General features: G+C 69.9%; 12 protein-coding genes. 6 read left to right on the top strand and 6 right to left on the bottom strand.

All coding sequences use genetic code 11. The features are described from left to right. Window positions 1-114: 114 nt before the first annotated feature. The gene (locus F1599_RS14035) at window positions 115-1,959 is read right to left on the bottom strand and encodes a phosphodiesterase (RefSeq protein ID WP_149318163.1); all 1,845 of its coding nucleotides are present in this window, start codon (window positions 1,957-1,959) and stop codon (window positions 115-117) included. Between the two features lie 494 nt (window positions 1,960-2,453). Here F1599_RS14035 and F1599_RS14030 point away from each other — a divergent pair, with 494 nt between their 5' ends. From F1599_RS14030 to F1599_RS14010, 4 genes are all read left to right on the top strand, one after another. Beyond that, window positions 2,454-3,956, top strand: coding sequence for a methyl-accepting chemotaxis protein (locus F1599_RS14030; protein WP_223819638.1), 1,503 nt, complete (start codon window positions 2,454-2,456; stop codon window positions 3,954-3,956). Between the two features lie 192 nt (window positions 3,957-4,148). Then, complete coding sequence (locus F1599_RS14020; RefSeq protein WP_223819637.1) at window positions 4,149-5,783, top strand: class I adenylate-forming enzyme family protein; 1,635 nt, start codon at window positions 4,149-4,151, stop codon at window positions 5,781-5,783. Window positions 5,784-5,803: 20 nt separating this feature from the next. Then, complete coding sequence (locus F1599_RS14015; protein ID WP_223819636.1) at window positions 5,804-6,661, top strand: IclR family transcriptional regulator; 858 nt, start codon at window positions 5,804-5,806, stop codon at window positions 6,659-6,661. Between the two features lie 278 nt (window positions 6,662-6,939). Beyond that, window positions 6,940-8,010: a hypothetical protein gene (locus F1599_RS14010; protein WP_150083454.1), complete on the top strand. Its 1,071-nt coding sequence runs from the start codon at window positions 6,940-6,942 to the stop codon at window positions 8,008-8,010. On the opposite strand, the gene F1599_RS14005 is transcribed toward F1599_RS14010, so the two are convergent. Further along, the gene (locus F1599_RS14005; protein WP_150083453.1) at window positions 8,000-9,700 is read right to left on the bottom strand and encodes a thiamine pyrophosphate-binding protein; all 1,701 of its coding nucleotides are present in this window, start codon (window positions 9,698-9,700) and stop codon (window positions 8,000-8,002) included. The two genes, F1599_RS14010 and F1599_RS14005, sit on opposite strands and share 11 nt — an antisense overlap. Window positions 9,701-10,111: 411 nt before the next feature. Between F1599_RS14005 and F1599_RS14000 the strand changes: the two genes are divergently transcribed. Continuing rightward, window positions 10,112-10,480 carry a 5-carboxymethyl-2-hydroxymuconate Delta-isomerase gene (locus F1599_RS14000; protein ID WP_149318159.1) on the top strand — a complete coding sequence of 123 codons (369 nt, stop codon included), beginning with the start codon at window positions 10,112-10,114 and terminating at the stop codon, window positions 10,478-10,480. Between the two features lie 34 nt (window positions 10,481-10,514). On the opposite strand, the gene F1599_RS13995 is transcribed toward F1599_RS14000, so the two are convergent. The 3 genes from F1599_RS13995 to F1599_RS13980 are packed head-to-tail and all read right to left on the bottom strand — an operon-like array spanning window position 10,515 to window position 14,208. Further along, window positions 10,515-12,071 (bottom strand): alpha/beta hydrolase, encoded by a 1,557-nt coding sequence (locus F1599_RS13995; protein WP_223819635.1) that lies wholly within the window; start codon window positions 12,069-12,071, stop codon window positions 10,515-10,517. A gap of 38 nt (window positions 12,072-12,109) precedes the next feature. Next, a complete protein-coding gene (locus F1599_RS13985) occupies window positions 12,110-13,528 on the bottom strand; it encodes a heavy metal sensor histidine kinase (RefSeq protein WP_150083452.1) in 1,419 nt (472 codons plus the stop codon). Further along, the gene (locus F1599_RS13980) at window positions 13,525-14,208 is read right to left on the bottom strand and encodes a heavy metal response regulator transcription factor (RefSeq protein ID WP_149318157.1); all 684 of its coding nucleotides are present in this window, start codon (window positions 14,206-14,208) and stop codon (window positions 13,525-13,527) included. Before F1599_RS13980 ends, F1599_RS13985 begins: the two co-directional genes overlap by 4 nt. Before the next feature lie 391 nt (window positions 14,209-14,599). Here F1599_RS13980 and F1599_RS26240 point away from each other — a divergent pair, with 391 nt between their 5' ends. Then, window positions 14,600-14,986, top strand: coding sequence for a hypothetical protein (locus F1599_RS26240; RefSeq protein WP_223819634.1), 387 nt, complete (start codon window positions 14,600-14,602; stop codon window positions 14,984-14,986). A gap of 297 nt (window positions 14,987-15,283) precedes the next feature. Here F1599_RS26240 and F1599_RS13970 read toward each other — a convergent pair whose 3' ends face one another. Further along, window positions 15,284-15,727 (bottom strand): HU family DNA-binding protein, encoded by a 444-nt coding sequence (locus tag F1599_RS13970; protein WP_149318156.1) that lies wholly within the window; start codon window positions 15,725-15,727, stop codon window positions 15,284-15,286. Window positions 15,728-15,786 lie beyond the last annotated feature (59 nt).

The following is a 15,786-nucleotide window of genomic DNA, read 5'->3' as shown; positions in this document are numbered from 1 at the left end:
CAGTCCGATGGGGCGACGCGCCGGCGCGCGCCTGGCGCCGGGCCCGGTCGGGTTATCCACACAATCTGTGGATAACCCGAACGCCCGTTCGCGAGCCGGGCGCTCGCCGGTCGCTCAATGTGGACGGCCCTCGCTGCGCTCTTCCGATGGACCGCCCGGCCCCAGAGTCGGCGTCAGGTCGACCACCGCGAAACCGCTCGGGTCCTTCTTGGCATCGCGCTTGGCCGCGGCCGCGGCGGCGGCAATATGGCTGCTGCCCAGGCGCCAGCCGTCGGTCTCGGTGCGGGCCACCCCGTGGGCCACGCGGACCGCGCCGATCGCCATGCTGACCATCGGGAAGAATGCGGTGCGGCCATGGCGGTCCTCGCCATGGATGCCCCCTGCCGCGCGGTCGTCCGCGTCGTACAGTTCGCGCGCGGCGCGATTGAAGCGCGCGATCGCGCCGCGCGCGCGCTGGTTCCAGTCCGGGCTCTGGTACAGCACCAGGAAGTCGTCGCCGCCGACATGCCCGAGGAAGTCGCGCACCGGATCGCAGGCATCGGCCAGGATCGCGGCCGCGCCCTTGATCATCTCGTCGCCCTTCCAGTAGCCGTACTGATCGTTGAAGGGCTTGAAGTGGTTCAGGTCGACATAACAGGCGCAGAACGCCGCGCCCGCATCGAGCAGCCGGTCGACATGCTGGTTCAGCGGGATGTTGCCCGGCAGGAAAGTCAGCGGATTGGCATAGCGCGCCGCCTCCATGCGGATCTCGGTGACGGCGCGGATCAGGTCCGCGCCGGTGCCCAGGCCCGCATAGCGGCCGCCATCGGTGATGATGAAACCGTCGGCCAGATAGCGCTGGTTGCCGCTGGCCAGGCTCTTGGCCATGGTCTCGATGGTGGCCTCGCGATCGAAGCAGACCGGCTCGCGATGGGCCATCAGGATGCAGGCCTTCTTGCCATAGAGCTCGCGATGGAACGGCGCGGCATAGCGGTCGATGAAGCTCTGCCGGTTGATGATGCCGATCGGCCTGCCCTCCGGATCGAGCACGGCCAGCGCATGCAGCCCGGGATGGGCGTGGAACAGCGCCAGCACCTCGTTGTTGGTCTGCTCCGGCCGCACCGTCGGCGCGCGCCGCAGCAGCTTGCCGGCATTCGGCCCGGTCCAGCCCGAACGCACCACCTGCGGAAACACCGCGATCTGGCGCGAGCCCAGCGCCTGCACCACGTCATGCGGCGGCGCCTGCGACGGCTCCGGCAATGGCCGCCCCAGCAGATAGCCTTGGCCGAACGGCACGCCGAGATCGCGCAGCACCGCCAGCTCCTCGTTGTCCTCGATGCCTTCGGCAATCACGCTGATGCCCAGCGCATCGGCCAGGCTCAACACCGTGCGCATCAGTTCGAGCCGCCGCGAGCATGAGGCCACGCCGTGCACCAGCGACTTGTCGAGCTTGATGAATTGCGGCGTCAGCTGGACCAGCAGATCGAGGTTGGCGTGGCCGGTGCCGAAGTCGTCCAGCGCATAGCGCAGGCCGAGATCGCGCAGTACCGCCATCGCGTCGGCAAATGCCGCCATGTCGCCGATGCGGGTCTGCTCGGTCAGCTCGATCACCACGCGCCCCGGGGCCACGGTGTTCGCCAGCAGCGCCGCCATGCCGCGGCCATGATCGGCCAGCAGATGGCGCAGCGTCATCGGACTGAAATTGACGAACAGCGCGCCGGGCAACTGCAGCTCGGCGAAGCGCGCCAGCGCGGCCCGGGCCGCCTGCACTTCCAGCGCCATCGTTTCGGCCGGGCTGACGGCCAGCCGGAACAGCGCTTCGGGCGAGGCCAGCGGCGAGCCCTCGGGTCCGCGCAGCAGCGCCTCGTAGCCGAGCAGATCGGCCGACTCGAAGCGCACGATCGGCTGGAAGACGGCGCGCAGCGGCGGCAGACGCATCGGCGCAGCCGCTGCGGCGGATTCGATCACGGCAACGGACATGGGGATCTCGACAACGGTGGCAAGGACGCCGGGATGGACGCGGCGACGGCGTGTGTGGCCTGCGCCGGCATCGACGAGGCGCGCGGCAAGGCAGCCTATTTCATGACAGTCACATGACCGCCATATGACAACCCCGCCGCATGGCAGGACGTCACGGCGACGTCACATCCCCTCGCCAGCATCAGCCCAAAACAACAATTCACGGGCGCCGCATGCGGCGGGGGAAAGCCATGTTGCAAATATTCAGAACGGGGTGGCCGCGCTGGCGGTCAAGGTTTGGTTTGCGGTCGAGCACGGGCGCGGGGATCGCACCGATGCTCGGCACCGCTGCCACGGCGGACACGGCGCCAGCGGGCACGTCGCCATGGGGGCCATCGGGGCCACCGGGGCCGGCGTGGCAATCCGGGCCATCGGAGTCCTCGGAGTCCTCGCCTTCCTCGGCGGCCCGGCGCCGGCCACGCCTGCCGCTTGCCGCGCGCCTGGGCACGGCGTTCGTGCTGGTCTACCTGTTCGGCGCGGCGGCCGCGGTCAGCGGCATCGTCAATCTGGTCGCGCTGAAGGACAGGACCGACACGCTGTATCAGCGCGACATGCGCGGCTCGGTCGCGGCCGAGCGCGCCCAGTCGGCGCTGGCCGGCCTGGGACACGCCCAGCTCGCGTTGACGATGGCCACCAGCACGGCCGAGCGCGATACCGCCGCCCAACAGATCGCCCAGGCCCTGCAGACACTCGACACCACGCTGTCCGGCGTCGGCCGTGCCGCGCCGGATCAGGCCGAGGCGCTGGCGCGCGAGCGTGCCAACGCGGCGCAACTGATGCACGGCTATGTCGAGCTGTTGCGCAAGCAGCCGCTCGACGCGCTGCAATTCGACAGCGCCGTCTCCGTCGAGGGTCACTTCGTCGCCGAACAGCTGGCGAAACTCGGCACGCAGATCGAGCAGGCCCGTGCCCGCCTGGAGAAGCAGGCCGCCGATACGGTGGCCTCGGTGTCGTACAGCCAGGCCCGCGCGCAGTGGATCACGATGGCGATGCTGGCCGCGAGCCTCGCGGCGGCCGCAGTGCTGGCATGGCAGGCCGCGCGCGCCCTGCTGGCCGAACTCGGCGGCGAACCGCGCGAGGCGGCCGACGCCGCGCGGCGCATCGCCGCCGGCGACCTGACCGAAGGCCAGCGTCTGCGCCGGCGCGGCGCGCGCGGTCTGCTGCAGGACCTGGCCGCGATGCGCGACGCGCTGGCCGCGATGCTCGCGCGCATTCAATCCTCGGCGCGCCAGATCCACGGCGCCAGCGAGCAGATCGCCGCGGCCAATCACGATCTTTCCGAGCGCACCGGCCGCCAGCTGGCCGCCGTCGAGGAAGCCGCCACGAGCATCGGCGAACTGCGCGGGCTGGTCGAGCAGATCCACATGCGTGCGCACGAGTCCAGCGCGATGGCCAGCCAGGCGCGCGACGCGGTCGGCACCGGCAGCGCGGTGGTGCGCAGCATGCGTGCGTCGATGGATGCGGTGCAGGCGCGTTCGCGCGACATCTCCGAAGTGGTAGGCGTGCTGCAGGGCATCGCCTTCCAGACCAATCTGCTGGCGCTCAACGCAGCGGTCGAAGCCGCGCGCGCCGGCGCGGCGGGCCGCGGCTTCGCCGTGGTGGCCAACGAAGTCCGTGCACTGGCGCAACGCAGCGCGCAATCGGCGCGCGATATCGGCGCGCTGCTCGGCGAAGCCACGCGCGACATCGAGGCCGGCGCCGGCCTCAGCGGCGAGGTCGAACAGGCGATGGCGGCGATCGAGCAGGCGGTGCTGCGCAGCCATACGCTGGCGGAGCGGCTCAATGGCCTGGCGCAGCAGCAGGCGGCGGGGATTGCGGTGGTCGACGGCGCCGTCGCGCGCCTGGACGGCACCAGCCGGCAGAACGCCGAACTGGTGACCACGGTGGCGCAGCAAGCCGAATCGCTGGACTGGCAGGCCGGCGAACTGGCCGCCGATGTGGGGCGCTTCCGCTTCTGAGCCGGGCCCGCCGGGAGGCGAGGCGCTCCGCCGTCTTGGGACGCTGCTGGACGCATCCCGCCATCGGATTTGGCTGTTCTGCAATGCAGAACATAGATTCTGCATTGCAGTTGACGGCATCATCGAACGATGCAACCATCGCGGACAGACCAAGCCGGCGGCCACGCCGGCAACGCCATTCCGGAGACTTCGATGAGCAGCACCTTCAGCGCCAATGCCGGCGCTAATGCCGGCCCCAATACCGGCCCCAATACCGGCGCCAATTCCCCCGCCGCCTCCACGCCCGCTTCCCAGCCCTCCGCCGCCACGGCGCAGTTCGTGCCGCCCTACGCGCGCCTGCACCAGGCCATCGCGCCCTGGGCCGCCGACCGCCCCGATGTGGTCGCGCTGATGGATGGCGAGCGCTCGATCCGCTATGGCGAGCTGGAGGGCGCGGTGCGCCAGAGCGAGGCGGCGCTCGCCAATGCCGGCGTGCGCGGCGGCGACCGCGTGGTGCTGGTGACCGAGAACAGCGTCGGCTGCGCGGTGCTGATCCTCGCCCTCAGTTCGCTGGACGCGTGGGCGATTCCCGTCAACGCCCGCCTGTCCGCGCGCGAGATCGACAACATCATCGAGCACGCGGGCGCCCGGCTCGCGCTGTATCTCGACAATGCCTACCCCGAGGCGCGCGAGCACGGCCTGGCGCGCGGCGCGCAATGGGCCGAATGGCCGCATGTCGGGCGCCTGTTGATCGGCAAGCTCAATGGCGAGGCGGTGCCCGAACCGGTGCAGGCCGACGCGCGCGAACAGGTGGCCGCGGTGATCTACACCACCGGCACCACCGGCGCATCGAAGGGCGTGATGCTGACGCATTCGAACCTGATGTTCATCGGCCACAGCAACCGCGTGCAGGCGCGCGTGCAGCCGGGCGACCGCGTCTATGGCGTGCTGCCGATCTCGCATGTCTACGGCCTGTCGGTGCTGCTGGTCGGCCCGCTCTCCAACGGCGCCACGGTCTACTACGAACCGCGCTTCCGGCCCGAGCGGCTGGCGCGCGCGCTGGTCGAGGAGAACCTGTCGGTGCTGCACGGCGTACCGGCGATGTACGCCAAGCTGATCGAATGGGGCCGCAGCCAGCCCACGCCGCTGCGCGCGCCGGCCTTGCGCATGGCGCAATCGGGCGGCGCGCCGCTGACCGCGACGTTGAAGGCCGCGTTCGAGCAGACCTTCGGCATCACGCTGCACAACGGCTACGGCATGACCGAAACGTCGCCGACCGTCAGCCAGACGCGCGTCGATGCGCCCCGCAGCGACTGCTCGGTGGGCCAGGCGGTGCCCGGTGTCGAGGTGTGCCTCGGCGATCCGCTGCCGGACGGCAGCGGCGAACTGCTGGTGCGTGGCCCCAACGTGATGAAGGGCTACTACAAGCGCCCCGATCTGACCGCGCAGGCGATCGACGCCGACGGCTGGCTGCATACCGGCGACCTCGCCAGGATCGACGACGACGGCGCGATCTCCATCGTCGGCCGGTCCAAGGAAATCATCATCCATTCCGGCTTCAACGTGTATCCCGAGGAAGTCGAGCAATCGATCAACGCTTACCCGGCGGTGGTGCAGTCGGCCGTGGTCGGACGCGCCGTCGAGGGCAACGAGGAGGTGATCGCCTTCGTCGAGGTCCGAGCCGGCATGACGCTCGACCCCGCGGCGCTGAAGACCTTCCTGCGCGAACGGCTGTCGCCGTACAAGATCCCCGCGGAAATCAAGGTGGTCGCACAGCTGCCGGCCGCGCCGTCGGGCAAGATCCTGAAGGCCAGGCTGCGCGAGATGCTGGCCGCCGGCGAGTTCTGAGCGCGGATCGCACGAGCACCATGGCAAGCGACGATCAGGCCCAGGCGATGGCGACCGAGGCGGCGGAGCGGGACGACGTCCGCAGCGGCATCGGCAGCGGCGCGCCCCGCCACAAGGAAGACCGCCACTTCGTCACCGCGCTGGCGCGCGGCCTCGATGTACTGGCCTGCTTCCGCGGCTTCGACGCGCAATTGGGCAACGCGGAACTGGCGCAGCGCTGCGGCCTGCCCAAGTCGACCGTATCGCGGCTGACGCATACGCTGACCGAACTCGGCTATCTGCGCCTGGAGCCGGACGCCGGCAAATATCGCCTCGGCAGCTCCGCGCTGGCGCTGGCGCCGACCGCGCGCGAAGGCGCCGATGTGCTGGCGGTCGCGCGGCCGCATATGCAGCGCCTGGCAGATCTGTCGCAGGGCGTCGCCTCGCTGATCCTGCGCGATCGCGGCCGCATGCTGATCTTCGAGAATTGCCAGGCCGAGAGCTATCTGACCTTGCGCGTGGCCGTCGGCACGCGCATCTCTGGCCTGACCACGGCCGCGGGCCGCGCCTATCTGCAGGCGCTGCCGGCCGCCGACGCGCGCCAGGCGCTGGCCGCCTTCCGCGCCAGCGACGGGCTCCCGGAGGCCGAGGCCCAGGCGGTGCTCGCGCGCAGCCGCGAGGAAGTCCGGCGCATGGGCTGCACCACCTCGTTCGGCGACTGGCTGCCGGACATCAATTCGATCGCGGCCGCCTTTCATCCGGGCCCCGCGCTGCCCCCGATGACGTTGAGCTGCAGCGGCCCCAACGCGGTCGTCCCGCCGCGGCATCTGCTCGACGTGGTGCGGCCGGTGCTGATCGAATGCGTCGCGCGGATCGAGCGCGAACTCGGCGGCGCGTAATCGGACGGCCGTAATCGGGCGGCGCGACAATCGGGCGACGCGACAATCGGGCAACGCGGAAGCGGCCGGCCTGCCGCGACGCTGACGAAACCGCGATCGCGCGACGAGCAGGCTACCGTTTGCCATACGGACCGCGCCAAATTCGCAAGAACGCGGCCAGCATGCCGCCATGATTCCGGTGTCCCGCAAACCGATTGGCCCCGCCTGGCGGGCGCGGCCAATCGGACGCGGCAATCCCACTGCCGCGCGCCAGTGCGGCGTTTTCCGGAGCGCCCCCCATGCCCACTCTGCCCTGCCTTGCGCGCCCCGTCCTCGCGGCGCACTATTCGACCGCGCACGAATTCTTCGACGCCGTCGCCAAAGGCAGCGACGAATCCATGCTGAAGCGGATCGTCCTTCAGCGCGGCTCGTTCTTCGTCGGCGGCCGCGGCTACCGGCTCGTCGTCGAGAATGCCGCAGTCGCGAACGCCCGCCAGCCTGTCGATGTCCGGCTGGAGCGCAACTGGCGCGAATTGGGCTGGTTCCGCCGCGTCGTGCTGACGCTGCTGAGCTGCGTCGTGCCGCGCGACAGGTATCGCTGCGAGCGGCCCTGTCACGGGCAGGTTCCCGCCGTATTGCACACCATCACGCGACTGCGCCAGCGGGCCGGCATGGCTGTCTCGACTGTGCCGCCCTCCGCCAACGAAGCACGCGTCCCTTCTGGCACCGGCGTTGACGTCGACGAACCGCGCCCGCGGATTTCCCCGGTGCTGTCGCCCGAAGCGCGCCGCGTGAGGCTGAATTTCCTGGCCGAGCGCATCCGCAAGGCGGACCGCTGCAAGCTGTTCGCGCACAAGGGGAAATGGTGCAAGGTGGTTCGCGCGATCGCCGGCAATGATCCACCCGAGTGCCTGGACGTCGCCGCCGCCGCGGTGCTGGCACAGATGGCGGCCGTGGTCAGGTACCTGCGCCGCAACCGGTCGGAGAGCGCATCGGCCTATGCCGAAGTGATGGGCGTTCTGCAGGCGCTTCGCCAGTCGGCCGACGCCAAGGACGAACAACTGGCGGAACTGGCCGCTCGCCTGACCGACGTGTGGAAGCAGCACTGGTGGCGCGGCGAGATTCCGAGGTATTCGGCCTTCGCGGACTTCCGGCTGCCCGTGGGCGTGGTGCAGCGCATCGGCGCCTGCTTGCGCGAGGACTGGCTGCTCGTCAACGATGAGTTATGCACGCTGGACCTGCGCGACCGCCAGATCAAGCGTCTGCTCGCCGCCGCGTCGGCGAAGTCGACCACCACCACCGCCAGCACCGCCACAACCACGGCCAGCGCCGGCAGCGCTCCGGCGGTCCCGTCGCTTGCTACTGGCTGAGCCGCATCGCCGGCGTGATCTGCCGCGGGTCGGTGCACAGCTCGAGCAGCGCCGGCCTGCCTGCGGCGCAGGCGCGCGCAAAGGCGTCGGCAAACCCGTCCGCGCTGGTCAGCCGCTCGGCCCAGGCCCCACAGGCCTGCGCCAGCGCGACGAAATCCGGATTGACGATGCCGGTGCCGCTGACGCGGCCCGGATAGCGCCGCTCCTGATGCATCCGGATCGTGCCGTACATGCCGTTGTTGACGACCAGCACCACCACATTGGCCCCCACCGCTGCCGCGGTGGTCAGCTCCTGCGGATACATCTGGAAGCAGCCGTCGCCGGCGAAGCACACCACGGTGCGCTCGGGATGGCGCAGCTTCGCCGAGATCGCAGCGGGCAGGCCATAGCCCATCGCACCGCAGGTCGGAGCCAGCTGCGTGCGCGGCCGGCGATAGGCGAAGTAGCGATGCAGCCAGACCGCATAGTTGCCGGCCCCGTTGGTGACGATCGCATCGTCGGGCAGCGTGCGGTTCAGATGGTCGACCACCGCGGTCATGTCGACGCCGGTGGCGTCCGCGTGCGGCGAGGCCGGTGAGACGAAGCCCTGATGATCGGCGCGCGCCGCGGCCGTCCATTCGCGCCAGCGTATCGTCGCCGGCGCCGGCAGGCCCGCCAGCATCGCCGCTCCCGGACCGATACCCGCGTGGATCGCCAGATCGGGCTGGTACACCCGGCCCAGTTCCGCCGCATCGGCGTGGATATGCACCAGCCGCTGGCGCGGCCGCGGGGGTTCGAGCAGCGTATAGCCGTCGGTGGCCACGTCGCCGAGCCGCGTGCCGAAGGCGACGATCAGGTCGGCGCCGCGCACGCGCTCGGCCAGGCGCGGATTGACACCCAGGCTCAGATGCCCGACGTAGTGCGGATCGCGATTGTCCAGCACGTCCTGGCGGCGGAAGGCACAGGCCACCGGCAGGTCCCAGGCATGCACGAAGCGGGCGAACGCGGCCGCATCCTCGTCGCGCCAGTTGGCGCCGCCGGCGATCACCAGCGGGCGCTGCGCTGACGACAGCAGCTCGGCCAGCGCGGCCGCATCCGCGGCCGACGGCGAGGCGACCACGGGCCGATACGCGCCGGTGTCGCGGCAGGCCGCATCGCCGTCGAGCACGTCCTCGGGCAACGCGAGCACCACCGGTCCGGGCCGGCCCGAGGTCGCGACCTGGAAGGCGCGCGCCACCAGTTCGGGGATGCGCGCGGGGTCGTCGATCTCGGCGACCCATTTCGCCATGCCGCCGAACATCGCCGCGTAGTCGACCTCCTGGAACGCTTCCCTGCCCCGGTGCTCACGGGCGATCTGCCCGACGAACAGGATCATCGGCGTCGAGTCCTGCGCGGCGATATGGACGCCGACGCTGGCATGCGTCGCCCCGGGTCCGCGCGTGACGAAGCAGATGCCGGGACGTCCGCTCAGCTTGCCGTCGGCCTCGGCCATATTGGCCGCCGCGCCTTCGTGCTTGCAGACGATCAGGTCGATGGCGGGCTGATCGTGCAGGGCGTCGAGCACGTCGAGGAAGCTCTCGCCCGGCACGCAGAACACGCGCTCGGTGCCGTGGATGCGCAGCGCATCGACGAGGATGCGGCCGCCGCTGCGTGGCGCGGGCGCCGGCGTGCCGGCGGAGGACGATGGGAGATCGGCGTTAGGCTGGGTCATCGGCTGGCTCATCGAATCGGAAACGGGACGAGAATCGGGAACGACATCGTGAACGAAATCGGGAACGACAACGGGAACGACATCTGGAACAGGCTCCTGAACGGGATCGGGACGGGATCCGAACCGGATCGGGACCTGGGCCCTGCATCGCCCCATTGTGCAGGCGAACGCGAAACGGGAGGCAAGGCAGGACCGATTATCGCGCCAAAATTCGGGGTGGCCGCCGGGGTGACCGCCGCGCGCCCTCGCCGGGCGTTGGCCTGACCGTGGCACGGCGCTTATCATGACTACCCCCGCGAACGTCATCGCCGCCGACAGCGGCAGTGCGCCGGGGAACGAACCGAACACCGATGCCTCGACGCACCCGGCGTTTTGCCCGCTGTCTCTTCCCGCCATCCGACGGAGTCCCCGATGCCCCATCTCGTCATTGAAATCACCGAAAACGCGCGCCTGAACTGCTCCCCCGAGGAACTGCTGGATCAGGCCAACGCCGCGCTGCTGGCCTCCGGGCAATTCCAGGAGCCCGATATCAAGTCGCGCTGCATCACGCTGGAGACCTACCGCCAGGGGACCGAAGCGGTCGAGCGCGCCTTCGTCCATGGCCGGCTGTCGATTCTCGACGGCCGCGACCTGGCGACGCGGCAGGCGCTGGGCCAGGCGGTCTGCGAGGTGATCGCCGAAGCCGTCCGCTCGGGCGCCAACAACACGCCGGTGCAGATCAGCGTCGAGGTGCGCGAGATGGAGCGCGCCAGCTACGCGAAGCAGGTGATCGGGGGCTGAGGGCCGGTCCGCGCAGGATGGCGGACCGGGCCCGTTACCGGGATGCCGTCGGGGATGCCGTGGGGGATGCCGTGCCCGATTCAGCAGGGGATGCGGCATAGGATGCCGCGGCCGATGCGGTGGCCGAGGTGGTGGCCGAGCTGGTTGGCAATGCGGTGGCCGAGGCCGTGGCCGGTACCGCCCCAGCGGCCCCGTCCAACCCCAGCACCGACAACATCACGCCGGTCTGCCATGCGAAATACGGGTTGTAGGTCAGCCGTGCGTGCACCTTGCCGGGCTCCCGATAGCCCCAGTCCGAATACCAGACCTCGGCGCCATCGACGCAGCGCTGGTACTCGGCCGGCTCCTGACCGTTCAGGCACAGCCGCAACGAGCCCTGCCGCCCATAGAGCGGATTGGCATCGGAAAACAGCACGCCCATGTGCGAGAACTGGCTGATGCGCTCTGCCGGCAGGCGGTCCGGGCGGACCAGCACGCGGCCGGTACCGGCACTCGCGCCGGCCTTCGCATCGCGGCTTGCACCGACGCTCGCATCGACGCTTCCAGCGAGGCGCACATCGGCCCTCGCGTCGACAAGCACATCGCCGCTCGCATCGCCCTGCTCCGCCCCATACCAGATCAGCCGGCTCGCCGGATGCGTGAAGCGCGTACCGAACACTTGCCGCACGTAATGCGAGTCGACCACCGAATCGTGCTCGGCAACGATGAGCAGCGCCGGCTTGTCGTAAGGGCGCGCGTTCAGCGCCGCGCGCGCCGCGACATTGCTGCGGTAGTACTGCGCGAAGCCATTAGTCGGCGTGTTCAGATAGCGGACCGGCGTCTGCTGCGGCCGGTCGTCGCCGGTCGACAACAGCCACGGCATCACCGGTGCGAGCCACGGCGTCAGCCATTCCCATCGGCTGCCGGAACGCAGCGCCGGCGACACCAGCAACAGCCCGGCGATCTCGGCATGGGCCTGCGCATAGTCCAGCACCAGATTGGCGCCGGTGGAGAAGCCGCCGAGATACAGCGGCCCGTCGCCAACGGTGTCCCGCAACGCCGCGACCTGCTCGCGCAGCACGCGCTGCCAGTCCTCCAGCCTGATGTCCATCAGGTCCGCTGGCGCCGTGCCATGGCCGGGCAGCAGCACCGTGCGCACCAGCAGGCCGCGCTCGGCCAGCCGCGGCGCGATATCGACGAAGGACCACGGCGAATCGCCGAGCCCGTGCACCAGCAGCGCCCCCCCGCGCGGCGTGCCGGCGGGACGCCATTCGCGCGGCAGATTCCATTCGGTCTCGGCTTGCATATCGGCCGACACGTAGCGGCGCCGGCTTTCCAGCGCGGCGAGCGCTTGCGCGCGATGCGCGGCGAAGGTCGGTGCGATGGCGGGCGCGCGCGCCGCGCTGTCGTCCAGCCCGTTGTGGTCCTGCCGGCTGTGGTCCTGCCGGCTGTAGTCCTGCCGGCTGTGGTCGTGCCGGCTGTGTTCGTGCCGGCTGGGGTCCCGCCCGCCGTGGTCCTGCGCGGTGAGGCTGCAGGCCGAAGCCAGCACCATCAGCCCGGCCGTGGTCGCGGCCAGCGCGGCGACGACGAGGCGCCGGACACGCCTTGCCATGCGCACGCGCCGCGGCGTGCGCGTCTTGCCGCCGCCGATCATGCCGTGGCCGCCTGTGTCAGCGGAGGCAGGCTGTCGGACGTCGGCGCCTGCGGCGGCAGCGCCGGCAGCGTCAGGCCGATGCAGACCACGCCGCGCGACTGGCGCGCGAACACCGCGCCGCCATGCATTGTGGCGATGGCCTTGACGATGGCCAGTCCGAGCCCGTGGTTCTGGCGGCTGTCGGCGCGCGCGCTGTCGACGCGGTAGAAGCGGTCGAACAGCCGGTCCATCTGCGCGGTGGACAACGGGTCGGCCTCGTTGCGCACCGCAATCGTCACCACGCCGGCCTCGTCGCCGATCTCGACCGCGACCGGACGGCCATGCAGGCCATGCTGCAGCGCATTGCCGAGCAGATTGGTGATCGCGCGCTGCAGCAGCGAGGCGTTGACCCGGGCCCGCGCGTCGCCAACGATCTCCAGCGTCGCGCCGGCATCCTCGAACAGCATGTCGAGAAAGTCCGCGCTGCGGCGCACCTCGTGCGCGACCGACACCTCGACCAGATCGCGCGCCAGCGCACCGCGGTCCGATTGCGCGAGAAACAGCATGTCGACGACGATGCGGCCGAGCCGTTCCAGATCCTCCAGGTTCGACTGCAGGATGTCCTCCAGCTCGCGCGCGCTGCGTGGGCGTGACAGCGCCACCTGGGTCTGGCCGATCACGTTGCCCAGCGGCGTGCGCAGTTCATGCGCGACATCGGCATTGAAGGCGGACAGCTGCACGTAGGCGCGTTCAAGCTTGTCGAGCGCGCCGTTGAACGCCAGCACCAGGCCGGACAGCTCGGCCGGCAGATCGGTATCGGGCAGCCGCTCCAGCTTGCGCGGATTGAGCTCGCCGGCATGGCGCGACAGCGCCTCGATCGGCGCCAGCCCGACCTTGGCGATGCGCCAGCCGAGCACCGCCACCGCCAGCACACCGAGCGCCGAGCAGACGATCAGCGCGACACCCAGCACGCGGCTGGTCTGGTAGAACGGCGCCTGATCGACCGCGACCACCAGCGCCAGCGCCGGGCGCTCGTCCAGCGCGGGAATGATCCGCTTGAGCATCAGGAAGCTGCGGTCGTCGAACTGCACCGTCCAGACATCCGGCGCACGCTGCACGGTGACCGCGTCGCGCGGAAACGGCTTGCCGAAGCGGAAGCGCGCATCCGGCGTGTCGACGAAATAGCGCAGGCTGTCGTCCTCTGGCGTCATGCCGGTCAGCACCGCGCCGAAGCGCTCCCATTGCGGCTGCGTGCCGTAGTGGGCGGCCTTCGGGCCGATCAGCTGGAAGCGCGCCTCGAGCTCCTCGAGCTGGCGCTTCTCGAGCTCGACGCACTGGACGTAATACATCACGAAGCCGGTGACCGAGAACACCAGCGCCGCCGCGAGGGCGAACATCGCGGCCAGCCGCGTGGCGATCGAGCGGCGGCGGCTCACGCGATTTCCTCGGCGCGGCATTCGAGCACATAGCCCATGCCGCGAATGGTATGCAGCAGCTTGGGCTCGCCCGGCCAGTCGAGCTTGGCGCGCAGGCGCTTGATCGCCACCTCCACCACATTGGTATTGCAGTCGAAGCTGATGTCCCAGACCAGCTCGGTGATCGCCGTCTTCGAGACGATCTGCGACTGGCGCCGCGCCAGCACCGACAGCAGCGTGAATTCGCGCGCGCTCAGGTCGAGCCGCCGGGTGCCGCGCATCGCGCGCCGCGACAGCAGGTCGATGCGCAGGTCGCCGACCGTCAGCTGCGAGGGCTCGCTCTGGCGGCCGCGACGGGTCAGCACATTGAGGCGGGCCAGCAGCTCGAGGAAGGAGAACGGCTTGGCCAGGTAATCGTCGGCGCCGGCGTCGAAGGCATTGAGCCGGTCGTCCAGATCGTCACGCGCGGTCAGCATGATGACCGGCGTCTGCTGCTCGCGCCGCAGCGACTTGAGCATCGACACGCCGTCGAGGTCGGGCAGCATCACGTCGAGCACGATCGCGTCGTAGGGCTCGGTGCAGGCCATGTGCAGGCCATCGACCCCGTTGGTCGCCGTGTCGACCACATAGCCGTTTTCCGACAGCCCACGGCGCAGATAGTCGACGGTCTTGATCTCGTCCTCTACCAACAACAGTTTCATGGGTCCGGCCCTCCAAGTCCGGCAAGTTCGCGGCAAAGTTGCGGCCAAACAGTTGGCGCCAAACTCGCGGCACAGCCGTCGCCCGCAATGTCCGCGCCAACGGCTTCCGCCCGCCATTTCCGGCAACTATAGGTGAAAGCCGCCGCCCGAACCTGTCAACGTTGTCAGCTTGCCGCCGGCGTGGGCATCACCGTGCAAGCCGTGCTGCCACCGGGTATTTGTCCGGCCACCCGCGGTGCGCGGCGCGCCGCCGATCCTGACGCAATTGTCAGGCTGGCGTCACCGCCGCGTCCGGCCCGGTTCGTAGACTGCTAACCGTGCTTGGCCAAGCCGTCTCCCCTCGTCAAGGTTCCCAGAACCGCCCCGGATCCCAATCTGAAGGAGTGTTGCCATGACTCGAACGACCCCGACCACCGTGCCTCACCGAGCGTCCGGCGCCCCGCCCCGTCCGCGTCCCCCGCTGGCGGCTCAGCGGCTGCGCGCGTTGCGCCAGCGCTGGCATGCGCGCCGCCGCGCGATGCTTGCCGCGCTGCTGCCCACCGTGGCGATGATGATCGGCGCCACCGTCTCGCTGTCGGCCAAGGCCGCAACGCGCACCGCCGATCCGTACACCGACGGCGCGCGCAGCGCGACCCAGAAGTTCGATGTGTTCACCGAAGGCGCCAGCCGCCTCGGCCCGCGCGACAGCTTCACGCAGGGCGGCCATGGCGCGGACCATCGCGATCGCTTCAGCGACGGCGCGCATACGCAGGACACGCCGGCGGACCATAGCGCCTAGCACGAGGCGCCCCTCGCCCTGCTGGCCATGACCGGTCAGCGTGGGCGAATGCCTGGCGGTTAATTGCAATATCCAAGGCGTCGCGCCGTAGCTGCATCGCGCCGTAGGTCGATTGGTTTCGGCCCGAGCCGCTGCAGCGCAATTCATTCGTCGCGGCCCGATTCGTTGTCCGCCGATTCGCCTCGGTGCATTCCTCGCCGACGCATCGCCAACGGAAAAGGGAGCCGCATGCGGCTCCCTTTTTTCACTGCTTGCCGCGACCGGCATCCGCCTGTCGCGGTCACGTCGGATGACGTATTACGCGGCAGCGTCCTTCAGCTTCTTCAGCGGACGGACCTTGACCTTGACGCTGGCCGGCTTGGCCGGGAACCAGCGCTCTTCGCCAGTGAACGGATCCTTGCCGAAGCGCTTCTTCTTCGCCGGCACCTGTTGCGCGGTGATCTTCAGCAGGCCGGGCAGCGTGAATTCGCCGGCGCCCTTCTTGTGCAGCGCGCTGACGATGGTGTTTTCCAGATGGGCGAGCACCGTCTTCACGGCCTTCGGCTCGACTTGCGTCTGCGCGACCAGGTGAGCGACCAGGCTGGATTTGTTGAAGGTGTCCTTCAGCGGACGCGGGGTTGCGGTTGCGGGCGCAGCGGCCTTCTTCGCGGCAGCCTTCACGGGCGCCTTGGTTGCCGGTGCCTTCTTGGTCGCGGCGGTCTTGGTTGCAGCTTTCGCGGTCGATTTCGCTTTGGTCGCCATATTGGTCAGATAGAGTTGAACGGTTGGCGCCGCAAACCCCGCGAAAACAGCGTACGGCT

This window comes from Cupriavidus cauae (assembly GCF_008632125.1).
In the GTDB taxonomy this organism is placed as follows: domain Bacteria; phylum Pseudomonadota; class Gammaproteobacteria; order Burkholderiales; family Burkholderiaceae; genus Cupriavidus; species Cupriavidus cauae.
The sequence above is the reverse complement of the archived record's forward strand: the minus strand, read 5'-3'. Positions and strand labels throughout refer to the sequence as shown.

Excerpts from the sequence above, each read along its gene's own strand:
- F1599_RS13970 (WP_149318156.1), bottom strand. The coding sequence starts at position 15,727 with ATGGCGACCAAAGCGAAATCGACCGCGAAAGCTGCAACCAAGACCGCC.
- F1599_RS14015 (WP_223819636.1), top strand. The coding sequence starts at position 5,804 with ATGGCAAGCGACGATCAGGCCCAGGCGATGGCGACCGAGGCGGCGGAG.
- F1599_RS26240 (WP_223819634.1), top strand. The coding sequence starts at position 14,600 with ATGACTCGAACGACCCCGACCACCGTGCCTCACCGAGCGTCCGGCGCC.
- F1599_RS14035 (WP_149318163.1), bottom strand. The coding sequence starts at position 1,959 with ATGTCCGTTGCCGTGATCGAATCCGCCGCAGCGGCTGCGCCGATGCGT.
- F1599_RS14005 (WP_150083453.1), bottom strand. The coding sequence starts at position 9,700 with ATGACCCAGCCTAACGCCGATCTCCCATCGTCCTCCGCCGGCACGCCG.
- F1599_RS14000 (WP_149318159.1), top strand. The coding sequence starts at position 10,112 with ATGCCCCATCTCGTCATTGAAATCACCGAAAACGCGCGCCTGAACTGC.
- F1599_RS13980 (WP_149318157.1), bottom strand. The coding sequence starts at position 14,208 with ATGAAACTGTTGTTGGTAGAGGACGAGATCAAGACCGTCGACTATCTG.
- F1599_RS14010 (WP_150083454.1), top strand. The coding sequence starts at position 6,940 with ATGCCCACTCTGCCCTGCCTTGCGCGCCCCGTCCTCGCGGCGCACTAT.
- F1599_RS14020 (WP_223819637.1), top strand. The coding sequence starts at position 4,149 with ATGAGCAGCACCTTCAGCGCCAATGCCGGCGCTAATGCCGGCCCCAAT.
- F1599_RS13995 (WP_223819635.1), bottom strand. The coding sequence starts at position 12,071 with ATGGCAAGGCGTGTCCGGCGCCTCGTCGTCGCCGCGCTGGCCGCGACC.